Origin of the sequence: Desulfitobacterium sp. (genome assembly GCF_034927245.1) — a bacterium.
Classification (GTDB): Bacteria; Bacillota; Desulfitobacteriia; order Desulfitobacteriales; family Desulfitobacteriaceae; genus Desulfitobacterium_A.
This window is the reverse complement of sequence record NZ_JAYFQK010000060.1, coordinates 20,517-31,762: the sequence shown is the minus strand read 5'-3', so window position 1 is coordinate 31,762 and position 11,246 is coordinate 20,517. Positions and strand designations below refer to the sequence as shown.

At 45.2% G+C, this 11,246-nt stretch carries 13 protein-coding genes; all 13 read right to left on the bottom strand.

From position 1 onward, the window contains the following. Nucleotides 1-489: 489 nt before the first annotated feature. A complete protein-coding gene (lysS, locus tag VB077_RS14705) occupies nucleotides 490-1,971 on the bottom strand; it encodes a lysine--tRNA ligase (RefSeq protein WP_323416009.1) in 1,482 nt (493 codons plus the stop codon). A gap of 131 nt (nucleotides 1,972-2,102) precedes the next feature. Further along, nucleotides 2,103-2,573: a transcription elongation factor GreA gene (gene greA, locus VB077_RS14700; protein ID WP_323416008.1), complete on the bottom strand. Its 471-nt coding sequence runs from the start codon at nucleotides 2,571-2,573 to the stop codon at nucleotides 2,103-2,105. Nucleotides 2,574-2,795: 222 nt separating this feature from the next. Further along, a complete protein-coding gene (gene dusB / locus VB077_RS14695; protein WP_323416012.1) occupies nucleotides 2,796-3,752 on the bottom strand; it encodes a tRNA dihydrouridine synthase DusB in 957 nt (318 codons plus the stop codon). Nucleotides 3,753-3,790: 38 nt separating this feature from the next. Next, nucleotides 3,791-4,555, bottom strand: a complete 765-nt coding sequence (locus VB077_RS14690; protein WP_323416007.1) for a type III pantothenate kinase — start codon at nucleotides 4,553-4,555, stop codon at nucleotides 3,791-3,793. A gap of 2 nt (nucleotides 4,556-4,557) precedes the next feature. Then, complete coding sequence (locus tag VB077_RS14685) at nucleotides 4,558-5,112, bottom strand: biotin transporter BioY (protein WP_323416006.1); 555 nt, start codon at nucleotides 5,110-5,112, stop codon at nucleotides 4,558-4,560. Nucleotides 5,113-5,189: 77 nt separating this feature from the next. Beyond that, on the bottom strand, nucleotides 5,190-6,164 hold the full coding sequence (locus tag VB077_RS14680) for a biotin--[acetyl-CoA-carboxylase] ligase (RefSeq protein WP_323416005.1): 975 nt from the start codon (nucleotides 6,162-6,164) through the stop codon (nucleotides 5,190-5,192). A gap of 30 nt (nucleotides 6,165-6,194) precedes the next feature. Continuing rightward, on the bottom strand, nucleotides 6,195-6,578 hold the full coding sequence (gene panD, locus VB077_RS14675) for an aspartate 1-decarboxylase (protein WP_323416004.1): 384 nt from the start codon (nucleotides 6,576-6,578) through the stop codon (nucleotides 6,195-6,197). Nucleotide 6,579: 1 nt separating this feature from the next. Then, nucleotides 6,580-7,425, bottom strand: a complete 846-nt coding sequence (gene panC, locus VB077_RS14670; protein WP_323416003.1) for a pantoate--beta-alanine ligase — start codon at nucleotides 7,423-7,425, stop codon at nucleotides 6,580-6,582. After that, nucleotides 7,379-8,302: a Rossmann-like and DUF2520 domain-containing protein gene (locus VB077_RS14665; protein WP_323416002.1), complete on the bottom strand. Its 924-nt coding sequence runs from the start codon at nucleotides 8,300-8,302 to the stop codon at nucleotides 7,379-7,381. The genes panC and VB077_RS14665 overlap by 47 nt, the downstream gene beginning before the upstream one ends. Nucleotides 8,303-8,612: 310 nt before the next feature. Continuing rightward, nucleotides 8,613-9,077 carry a 2-amino-4-hydroxy-6-hydroxymethyldihydropteridine diphosphokinase gene (gene folK / locus VB077_RS14660; RefSeq protein WP_323416001.1) on the bottom strand — a complete coding sequence of 155 codons (465 nt, stop codon included), beginning with the start codon at nucleotides 9,075-9,077 and terminating at the stop codon, nucleotides 8,613-8,615. Continuing rightward, complete coding sequence (gene folB, locus VB077_RS14655; RefSeq protein ID WP_323416000.1) at nucleotides 9,074-9,445, bottom strand: dihydroneopterin aldolase; 372 nt, start codon at nucleotides 9,443-9,445, stop codon at nucleotides 9,074-9,076. The genes folK and folB overlap by 4 nt, the downstream gene beginning before the upstream one ends. Beyond that, nucleotides 9,432-10,646: a dihydropteroate synthase gene (gene folP, locus VB077_RS14650; protein WP_323415999.1), complete on the bottom strand. Its 1,215-nt coding sequence runs from the start codon at nucleotides 10,644-10,646 to the stop codon at nucleotides 9,432-9,434. The genes folB and folP overlap by 14 nt, the downstream gene beginning before the upstream one ends. 34 nt (nucleotides 10,647-10,680) lie before the next feature. Continuing rightward, nucleotides 10,681-11,172: an HD domain-containing protein gene (locus VB077_RS14645; protein WP_323415998.1), complete on the bottom strand. Its 492-nt coding sequence runs from the start codon at nucleotides 11,170-11,172 to the stop codon at nucleotides 10,681-10,683. Between the last annotated feature and the right edge of the window lie 74 nt (nucleotides 11,173-11,246).

Genomic DNA, 11,246 nt, shown 5'->3' with positions numbered 1-11,246 from the left:
TCAAACTCTCCATAAATTTTATGACGGAACATGGATGTTCCTAAGTTCAAATGCGCCACGGATGGCATTAGCATTTGAACATCCTTACGGAGTGCTGATTGCTCAAATTGTCTTTTACTCATTGACGAGTCATTGGCTGTTCCTTGTTGTTTAGTTTTCAAAGACCGGAGTCACAGTTATAAATGATAGCACCGTTGATTGATTTTGTCAACTACCATTTACTTCCGGGGGGTTGCTTTCCGCAACCGACGAATAGTATTTTATCGCTTTTCGTTTTTGTTCTCAAACCTTCAATCTCGTCTTAATTCCTTGAATTATACTGTTATTCTTCGAATTCATTGTCTTACTTTCTTTTTTCTTGCATTTATATTTTCTAAATCATATTCATATACTCAAGGGGCCGTTGAAAAACAGCCCCTTGAGAGTACACCTATAATTATGAACTATTGCAAAAGACCCAGAAGCGTAGGTTCACTTCTATGCATGAAACTATTCTTCTTCTTTCTTTTCTTCTTCCCGAGGTCTCATTGTGGGGAAAAGAATAACATCCCGAATCGATGCAGAATTCGTCAGCAACATCACTAAGCGATCAATTCCGATACCTAAACCGCCTGTCGGGGGCAGCCCATACTCAAGTGCCTGCACGAAATCTTCATCCATCATATGAGCCTCATCGTCACCATTCGCTCGTTCTGCAACCTGGGCTTCAAAGCGTTGACGCTGATCGATAGGGTCATTTAATTCGGAGAAAGCATTTCCGAGTTCACGGCCGTAAACAAATACTTCGAAACGATCCGTATACTCGGGATGCTCCTTATTTCGTTTTGCCAGAGGGGAAATTTCCACCGGGTGTCCTGTTATGAATGTTGGCTGGATTAGTTTGGACTCTACAAATTCCTCGAAAAACTCATTGATAATCTTTCCTCGGGAAGCATTATCGTCAACATGTACGCCTTTTTCCCGAGCAACCTTGCAAGCTTCTTCATCGGTTAATATCTGCCGGAAATCAACGCCGGCGTACTCTAAAATTGCCTCAAGCATCGGCAGCCGACGCCAGGGTGTTGCAAAGTTGATCATTTCTCCTTGATACTCGATCTCCAATTTACCATGAACTTTCTGAGCAATGTAAGAAATCATATTCTCCGTCAATTCCATGATGTCCTCATAGTTAGCATAAGCTTGATAGAGTTCCATCATCGTAAACTCCGGATTATGTTTGATGGAAATTCCTTCATTTCTGAAGTTTCTCCCGATTTCAAACACACGATCAAAACCACCCACGATCAATCGTTTTAACGGAAGTTCAAGAGCAATCCGCAAATATAAATCGATATCCAGAGCGTTATGATGGGTGATAAAGGGGCGGGCAGCCGCTCCTCCGGGAATCGTATGCAGCGTGGGAGTTTCAACCTCGAGGAAGCCTTTCCCTTCAAGATATTCGCGCATTGCACGGATAATCTTGCTCCGTTTCACGAAAACAGTCTTGACCTCCGGATTCATAATCAAATCCAAATATCGTTGCCGATAGCGTAATTCAACATTCGTTAAACCATGGAATTTCTCAGGCAGGGCGCGCATGGCTTTCGAAAGAATTTGTACCTCTTCAGCGTGAATAGAAATTTCTCCCCGCTTGGTTCGAAAAACCTTTCCCATGACCCCGATAATATCCCCAACATCGAACTTAGAAATCATTTCAAACCATTCCGCACCGACATCATCTTTACGGATATAGACTTGAATTTTACCGCTAAAATCTTGAATATGAGCAAAGATAACTTTCCCTTGATCCCGTTTAGACATTATCCTACCCGCGACCTTTGCAGTTTGACCTTCCAACTCCGAAAATTGATCCAAAACTTCTTGGGCCGCATGCGTTCTTTGATAACGATCTGCGTATGGTTCAATACCCTTCTGGCGAAATGATTCAAGCTTGTCCAGCCTTATTCGCCAAAGATCGTTTGTATCTTCCATATAAACATTCCTCCAAAATTTCTAATACTCATATTCTAGCAGATTTCTACAGGATTAAACAAGAACATCAAGAAAGCTCGGCAGACGCCGAGCTTTTCAAAGGCTAAAGCCGTTTGAAATTAGAGTAAGACTTATTTAATATCCACAATCTGATAATGAAGGACACCCGCCGGTACATTTACTTCGACCACTGTTCCCTTAGCATTTCCCAGTACCGCTTTACCTACAGGAGATTCATTTGAGATCTTATTTACCCCGGGGTCTGCCTCAGCCGAACCTACAATTGTATACTCCTCGTTGTCCCCAAAATCCATATCCTTTAAGACAATAGTTGATCCCAACCCTACAACATCATTGCTTTCCTGGTCATCGATTACCCGAGCATTTCTCAACATCTTTTCTAAAGTGATAATCCGGCCCTCGATAAAAGCTTGTTCATTTTTGGCATCATCGTATTCAGAGTTTTCGCTGATATCTCCGAAATCGATAGCTTGCTTAATACGCTCAGCAACCTCACGCCTTCTGACTGTTTTTAGTTGCTCAAGCTCACTTTCAAGTTTTTTAAGACCTTCTAATGTTAGAATAACTTCCTTTTCGGGCATTCCGTATCCGCTCCCTTTTCTCGTCCTGTATCTGGCGCGTCTTTAGAATGCGCGCTTTCCTGATACTCTATAAATGACCACAACTGTTTAGGCATTACAGGTATTATAATTTCGCTTCAAAATATTGTCAAGGATACCGTCTGTCCCTCCACATCAGTAATGCTCTCATATTCTACCTTAAACTCAGTAAATTATACACTTTCCCCATAAAATACTATGCATTTACTGAAGAATAAAAGATAGGATATCCCGCATTTCCTGAGGAGTCTTTGTTTGCATAATTTGATCTCGCAATTGCGCGGCATTACGAATTCCTTTAATATACCAAACAGCATGTTTACGCATTTCATTCAGCCCGACATGTTCCCCTTTATAGCTTAAGATACGCTCAAAATGCTTCAGCGCAACTTGGACTTTTTCCCGATAACTCGGTTCGGCCTCCAAAACCCTATCCCATAAATAGTGCTCTGTTCGAGGGATAAGCCACGGATTGCCCAGTGCGCCACGTCCGATCATAACTCCGTCACAGCCCGTTTGAGCTAACAGATTCTCAGCATCTTGGGGCGTAAAAATATCTCCATTGGCAATGACCGGAATCTGAACCGCTTCTTTAACCCTGCGAATGCCCTGCGGGTCAGCGTGACCTGCATAAAACTGCTCCCGAGTCCGCCCATGCACGGTCAGCATTTGAACTCCTGCCGCCTCTAAGCGTTTCGCTAACTCAGGTGCGACACATTCACCTTCACCCCAGCCTAAGCGCATTTTGACAGTCACCGGGACAGTGACCGCTTTAACGACTGCCTTGGCAATCCGCTCCGCTAGATCTAAATTGAGAAGCAGAGCAGAACCTTCTCCATTCTTGACGATTTTCGGGGCGGGGCATCCCATATTCAGATCAATAATATCGGCATTATGCTCGACCGCCAAGCACCCCGCTTGGGCCATCACCGAAGGTTCGGAGCCAAAAATCTGAACAATGCGCGGCGATTCCTCACCCGTTAGATCAAGCATACTTAAAGTCCTGGAGTTTTGGTACGTTAAAGCTTTATCACTGATCATTTCCGTCCAAACATAGTGCGCACCGATAGACCGTGCGATTTCCCGGTAGGCCTTATCCGTAACCCCAGCCATCGGCGCCAAAAAAACCGGTTTATCCATTTCAAACTGCCCGAGCTTCATCATTTCTCTCCCTGATTAACATTATATTTGTCCTAACTTTAATTATTCCGCTCGTAGATAAGCAGTAATCCTTCCAGTGTTAAAAAGGGATCTACCGTTTGTATTTCTACGGATTCTTCGTAAATAAAACGCGCTAAACCCCCTGTTGAAGTAACCTTTGTTCCCTCTCCTAATTCCTGCTTCATCCGTCGAACAATCTCATCGACCTGACCGACAAAGCCATAATAAATTCCGGATTGCATCCCTGCAACAGTATTTTTAGCAATAATACGCTTCGGTTTTACTAACTCGACGCGCGGAAGCTTTGAAGCCCGTTGGAACAAAGCTTCTGTGGAAATCCCAATTCCCGGTGCTATCGCACCTCCCAGATACTCTCCCCGTTGGGAAATTGCGCAAAAGGTCGTTGCCGTACCAAAGTCGACGATAATAAGTGGTCCTCCGTATTTATGATAACCCGCAACAGCATTTACAATTCGATCTGCTCCTACCTCGCGCGGATTATCATAAATAATCGGCATGCCTGTCTTTACCCCAGGCCCAATCACTAAAGGTTCAACCCCAAAATATTCACGGGTTAAAGACTCCAATATCGGCATGACAGGGGGTACGACTGATGACATAACAACCGCTTCTATGTCCGAAAATTTCAGCCCGCGAAAATCAAAAAGGTCTTTAATAACCACAGCATACTCATCACTCGTCCGTGATTTATCCGTTGAAACGCGCCACTGATGAGTCAGTTCCCTATTTTTATAAACACCAAGAACAATATTGGTATTTCCCACATCGAAGACAAGGATCATCTTCATTCTCCTTTATTTAGATTGGCCTGTCGGCGAATCACTTGATTCCCTACCCAAGCCGCAATTCCCGCTTTAATCAAATCAGATAGGATAAAAGGGAGAAAACCTGTCGCCAGAACAAAAGAAAGACTTGTAGGTTGATGTAATACCCAACGCATAATACCGTAAAAATAACTTAAGCCTACACTATAAAGTACAGCCAGTCCCCCAAGTACGGCTGCAATGGCCGTCCAAAACCTCTGTGGACGATAAATTTTCCCCACAACATAGGCCGCACCGATATAACCTAAAATATAGCCAAAAGTAGGTTTCGCAAGGTAAGCCAAACCTCCAAAGGGAGGGCTGGAGAAAACAGGAAGGCCAAACAATCCCAGCGTCATGTAGACTGTCATGGCTAAAGCCCCATAATTTGAACCCAGCACAATCCCCGCTAAAAGAACCATCACCGGTAAAATGCTGAACGGGACGAGTGCCGGAGAACCCCATCTTAAAATCATTCCGGCCAGACACGTTAATGCGGCAATAACTGCTGTTCTCGAAAGATATCGGACATCCACAATAATTCCTCCTCATATGTAAACCTATAATTGTGTTATAAGTTTACAATAAAAGAGGTCCTTAAACAATACATTTGTTAAATATAGCCGTCTAAGGAACGAAGCCTGACATCGCCCGAGGAAAAGAGCTGCTCCCAGTGGTTCACTTCAAGCACCAGTTCTCCGTTTGTTGATATTCCTTGAAAAATGCCTTTGAAAACCTGTCCCGCCCGCTCAACCTGAACTTCCGTACCCAGCCCGGCAGCGTAAGCCAGCCAACGCTCGCGCAAGCCTTCTATGTCTCCTTTTTCTAAGGATTCGACTTCGCTTTCTAACGCTTCCAAAAAAGCGATGACCAAATCATTGAGATTAACCGGATGTCCCACGATCTGTTTCAGCGTTGTTGCGGGTATATTGGGGCTTAGATCTTTGCGGTCGAGGTTAGCATTGATCCCCACCCCTAAAATCAAGGTTTGAACCGTATTCCACTCCCCAACCACTTCTCCTAAAATACCCGCTATTTTTTTCCCTTGATAGACAAGATCATTAGGCCACTTCATTTGGGCCTCGAAACCGTAGAGTTCCCGGCAGGCATGGGCTAGGGCAACCCCTGTACTTAATGTTAATTTCGCGGCATCCGCTAAAGAAAGTTGGGGCTTCAAGATGACCGTCATCCAAATTCCGCCCTCCGGAGACTCCCATACTCGCTGCATACGTCCCCGTCCAGCCGTTTGACGTCGTGCTAAAATGACTGCACCGCCTTCAACTCCTTGTTGAATCAACGTTTTGGCAATGCCATTCGTTGAAGAAAGTTCGTCAAAGCAAAAAATCTTGCGGCCCAATTTTTGTGTTTTCAGCCCCTGCTTCAGTACCCATTCTTCCAAGGATAAAGGGGTCTTCACCAAGCGATAACCCTTTTTGGTCTGGGCCTCGATCTCATAGCCCGATTCGCGTAAGGATTGAATTTGTTTCCACACCGCAGCGCGCGTTATATTTAACGTTTGACTGATCGCCTCTCCGGAAACATATTTTTCGGGTTGGCAGGCTAGGAGATTTAAGATCTCACTGCGCACGAAATACACTTCCTTTTAAACGCCTCGCGCTTAATCCTCATGGCCATGAATTTCTTCATGGGCCAGTTTTACAATCTTGTTTTCGCTATTGACAAAGATAACTTTGGGCATGTAATCACGAGAAGCTTCATCGGTAAAAATCCCGTAGGAAATAATAATCACTTCGTCTCCGACCTGAACCAAACGCGCGGCGGCACCATTAAGGCAAATCGTCCCGCTTCCCCGCTCTCCGGGTATGACATAGGTCTCCAGACGTGCTCCGTTATTATTATTCACGATTTGTACTTTTTCGTTAGGAAGGATATCGGCGGCTTCGATCAAATCTTCATCGATTGTAATGCTTCCGACATATTTAAGATTGGCTTCAGTGACAATAGCACGGTGAATTTTGGACTTCATCATTGTTCTAAACATATTATACCTCCACGACATAGTTATCAATTAAGCGCGTTGTCCCAAATTTTACAGCTAAGGCGATAAGCACCGGTTCATTGATCGTTGCCGACTTTTCTAGGTTTTCTGCCGATCGAACCTCGACATAATCAATAATCCCCGAGCTTTGTGTTGTGATCTTTTCCCTTATCTTATCTTCGATGCGTGCGACGCTCCGTTCTCCCTGCCGAATAAGGGTTTCGGCTTCGATTAAGCTCTGGGAAAGAACAACCGCTTCCTGCCTTTGCTCCGGCGTCAGGAAGACATTTCTGGAGCTTAAGGCAAGGCCGTCCGCTTCACGGACAATGGGAACAGGGATCACTTCTATCGGAAAGTTAAGATCGCGGACCATCTGCCGAACGATCAGATATTGCTGATAATCTTTTTGGCCGAAATAGGCGCGATCCGGTTGAACGATATGAAAAAGTTTACTCACAACAGTCGTTACCCCGTTAAAATGTCCGGGGCGGGATAATCCGCAAAGCGCGTTTCCTAATTCGCTGACCTGTACGGTCGTCCTGTTTTTTTGAGGATACATCTCCTCTACTGCCGGATGGAAAATCAGATCAACACCGGCTTCGCGTGCGAGCTGAGCATCATGTTCTAAATCCCGCGGATAACGTGAAAAATCTTCATTCGGCCCAAACTGTATGGGGTTAACGAAAATACTCATCACCACGAAAGTTCCCTCTTGTTTGGCCTGTTTAACCAAGGCTAAATGACCTTGGTGCAGATACCCCATTGTTGGAACTAATGCGATCTTGAGTCCCTTCCTCCTCATTTCAGCAGTAATTTCTCTTACTTCGGATATTTTCTCGACAATTTCCATGATTATTTTTCTCCTTCCCGCCATCTAATAAATAGTTTAATATCTGTAAATCTTGCCTTGGATATTCCTTACCATTCAGCTTCATTTTTGCTTGAGCTAATTCTAAGGTTGAACGTCCAAGAGCTCGGTAGGCCTGTTGAAGTTCTAACGGTATACATTCAAGATGTGATCGAACAACCTCACTGTCTCCCCTTGCGATAGGTCCGGTCAAGGCTTGAGGTAAGCCGACTTTCTCTAAATTACGCAGCGTCCCCTGCATCAAGGGTATTAATGACTCTAGGGCAGCCTCCTTCGGGATTCCGGCCAAATTAAAGAGTTGTACGGCCATGTCCGCAAGCGCAACGATATAGTTCGAAGCCATCACTGATCCGGCATGATAAAGCGGTTTTCCTTCAGGATCTAACCGATGAGGAATTCCTCCTAAATCCCAAACAATCTGTATCCCTTCCTCTACAGCCTCCCCTTCCAAGCCAAAATGAGAACCCGGTAAGAGTTTTAAAGCTTCCCCAACGTCGGCAAAGGTTTGTATCGGATGCATGGAAAGCGTCTTCACCGGAAGAGCAGGGTCTTCCTTGAGGATCTGCGCTTTTTGTGAACCGGAGCAATGAATCCAGATTTGACCGTCTTTGTAAAGCTTGCGATCGGCTAAGTTTTTAGCGGCACTGCCAATCATCCCATCTTGGGTGGTAATAAAGATAAGATCTGCCTCCGGCACCCATGATTCGAGAGGCATTCTATCCCGGTTTAAATATTGTCGGAATCGTGCGTAGGAACGAGCACTTCGCGTTTCTACTCCAAGGCACTGATATCCGGCCTCCACTAAACGAACGGCAATAGCTGTCCCCACGGTACCTGTGCCTATGATTCCAAACTTCATTCTAATCCCCCCTAACCCTATATAATAGAAAATATAGAAAACCCGGCTTCGCCGAGCCTTAAGCGAAGGCAAAGCCGCTGGTTGCACTTCGAGTTTATCAACCGATAGAAACTTATACACTCTGATACGTATAAGAAAAGGCACCCCCACAAACGTGAAGGTGCCACGGTACCAATGCTCCCTTCACCGTCTCGGTCGAAATCGATCCAAGCGGCAGTCGATAACCACAAAAAAATGGATCTATGGATCTTAAGTACAATTCCACGAGGGATATTGTCTTTTCATCCTTATCCTAATAGTGTTCTAACGTCTATAGTTTTCTAACCTCTCCCTCTCCGCTGACCTCTTCAATGCGGCGACCCGAGGGGAGAACATACTCTGGGGCGATTTCTCTTAAAGGCGCTAACACAAACGCTCTTTCCTCCATCCGGGGATGAGGCAAAGTGAGTCGGTCATCCTTATATTCCCTATTATCATAAGTTAGTATGTCAATGTCAACAGTTCTTGGTCCCCAATGAATAATTCTTTTTCGTCCAAGCTCATTCTCGATTTTCTGACAAAGCTCTAATAAGTCCAGTGGAGGTAAATCTGTCTCAATTTCCAGCACCTGATTCCAAAAATCAGGTTGGTCAAGGTTTCCCCACGGTTTAGTTTCGAAGATCGAAGATTCCTTGAGGAGTTTAAGCTGCGGGTGTTCTCTTAATCTGCGACATACTTCCGCAAGATTCTTCCCCCGATCTCCTATGTTCCCCCCGATACTTAAGTAAGCCTTCATTTTGATTTCTCCCGCCAAATTTCTACGGAAGCATCTCCGAAAATACCCGGGATTGGGGCCTCGGGTTTATGGACTTCAACACGAATCGCTTCGCAGGGAAACCCTTTCATAACCTGTGTCGCAATTTCCTCCGCCAACCGCTCCAGAAGATGAAACCGTTCATCCGTTACAATCGTTTTAATGCGTTGATATACTTCCGCATAGTTAATGGTATCGGCAACCTGATCCGAGAATCCGGGCTGTCTTAAATCCCGAAATAAATCCACATCGATGATGAACTTCTGACCGAGAATTTTCTCCTCAGACCTAACGCCATGGTAAGCATAAAACTGAAGTCCTCTTAAATGGATTGCATCATGCTCCCGCAAAGTTTCTCCCCCTCAATCTCCGATAAATAGCGTCTGCCATATCAATCGCCCGGCGATTAGCAAGAACATCATGAACCCGAATCATATCGACTCCGGCAGCTACCCCCGCCACACTTGTGGCAATCGTTCCCTCAAGGCGCTGATCCACAGGCAAATCGAGAACATGCCCAATCAATCGTTTTCGCGAAGCAGCCAATAAGATAGGATGTCCTAAGCTTTTCAGCTCGTCTAAGCGGCTCATCACTTCAAGATCCTGCTCCCGCGTTTTCGCAAAACCGATTCCCGGGTCCACAATAATTTCATCCCTGCTGAGTCCATTCTCTTCCGCCAACTGAATACTCCGTCTAAAAAAGGCCATCATATCTCCCAGCAAATGATGATAGTTTAGCTCTTTCTGATTATGCATTACGATTACGGGGGCATGATATTTTCCGACGACCCGAGCCATATCCGGGTCTCCCTGCAGACCCCAGATATCATTGATTATATTTACTCCCGCCTCTAACCCTTTTTCAGCCACTTCCGCTTTATACGTATCGAGTGAAATAGGGACAGTCGTTCGGGGAAGCAATTCCTTCAGAACCGGTTCTAAGCGACTCCATTCCTCCTGAGCACTGATCGGGACTGTTCCCGGACGAGTCGATTCGGCGCCAATATCGATAAGATCTGCACCCTCTTCAATCATCTGCTCCGCATGACTTACGGCCTGTTTCAGATCTACGTATCTTCCTCCGTCAGAGAAGGAATCCGGCGTTACATTGAGAATTCCCATCACTAAAGTTCGTTTTCCCAATACCAGTTCCCGTCCCCGACAAGCCAGCGTCCTCTCTTGAGGGGGTTCAAGACCTTTCAGCAAAGCTTTAAGCTGCTGCCCTAATTCTTTCAAGCCAAAAGGTTGGGCCAAAATCTTTTGGGCAAATTGTTCAAATTGCCTTACCGTTCCCAGAAGAAGGACATCTGTGGCTTCAACCTTGTTGACGATAACATTGCGATGAACCGCCGCATCTCCGCCCACTGACAGCATTTCCTGTTTTAGGATATGGGCGGCAGGCAACGGAACATTCTCAACTTTTATCGCTTTTCCCAAGGATTTACCCGCCATAAAGGCAATGCCCCCCGAGTCTGAACCGATTTGGGCAATTGCCCGTTTCGCCTCTTCTAAGTTATCGAGCTTGATCCAACGCATCTGAAATTCTTTCATTTCTTCCGCTCCCTTCTCATCCTATCCTCGATTTTCAACTGACGATTTCATCCATTTCACAAGAATATTTGTAACATTCTCCTTGGCTTTTACAGCTTTGGCAATCACGAGCCCAATCATCGGCATAAGCTAAAGCTTTTCCCAATACACTCAATTGAGCATTCGGATCACAACGATGCTCTCGAATGGCTATTCTTATTATCTCAGTTTCTTCCGGAGTAAATCCGGTCTCTTCAAGAATAGGCTGGGCAAGTTCTGCTCCGACAATGGCATGATCCTCTCCTGTCTCATATTCACGCCATCTTCCCAGATCATGGAGCACTGCCGCGGCGTAGATGACTTCCTTGGAGAGTGATGTATTCTTTTCCTCCATCAGAAAGATATAAGCAATTCGGGCTACTGCTAATCCATGATCAAAACCATGGCTGCAAAATTTCCTTTTTTGCTCTGCCTGAGCATTCTTCAAAGAAAGTTCCATAAATAAAGGATTTTTAACAATCCGATTAACGCGGGGTATGTTGACCATCTTCTTCGCTCCCTCACTCCTTGGCCTATGCTCATTATAATCATTTTACCGAGGCCTGACAAAACAGGCCTCGG

What these genes read in the sequence shown, in the direction of transcription:
- dusB (WP_323416012.1), bottom strand. Translation starts at nt 3,752, where the DNA reads ATGAAGCTCGGGCAGTTTGAAATGGATAAACCGGTTTTTTTGGCGCCG.
- panC (WP_323416003.1), bottom strand. Translation starts at nt 7,425, where the DNA reads ATGGAAATTGTCGAGAAAATATCCGAAGTAAGAGAAATTACTGCTGAA.
- lysS (WP_323416009.1), bottom strand. Translation starts at nt 1,971, where the DNA reads ATGGAAGATACAAACGATCTTTGGCGAATAAGGCTGGACAAGCTTGAA.
- VB077_RS14645 (WP_323415998.1), bottom strand. Translation starts at nt 11,172, where the DNA reads ATGGTCAACATACCCCGCGTTAATCGGATTGTTAAAAATCCTTTATTT.
- folK (WP_323416001.1), bottom strand. Translation starts at nt 9,077, where the DNA reads ATGAAGGCTTACTTAAGTATCGGGGGGAACATAGGAGATCGGGGGAAG.
- folP (WP_323415999.1), bottom strand. Translation starts at nt 10,646, where the DNA reads ATGAAAGAATTTCAGATGCGTTGGATCAAGCTCGATAACTTAGAAGAG.
- VB077_RS14665 (WP_323416002.1), bottom strand. Translation starts at nt 8,302, where the DNA reads ATGAAGTTTGGAATCATAGGCACAGGTACCGTGGGGACAGCTATTGCC.
- panD (WP_323416004.1), bottom strand. Translation starts at nt 6,578, where the DNA reads ATGTTTAGAACAATGATGAAGTCCAAAATTCACCGTGCTATTGTCACT.
- VB077_RS14690 (WP_323416007.1), bottom strand. Translation starts at nt 4,555, where the DNA reads ATGATCCTTGTCTTCGATGTGGGAAATACCAATATTGTTCTTGGTGTT.
- greA (WP_323416008.1), bottom strand. Translation starts at nt 2,573, where the DNA reads ATGCCCGAAAAGGAAGTTATTCTAACATTAGAAGGTCTTAAAAAACTT.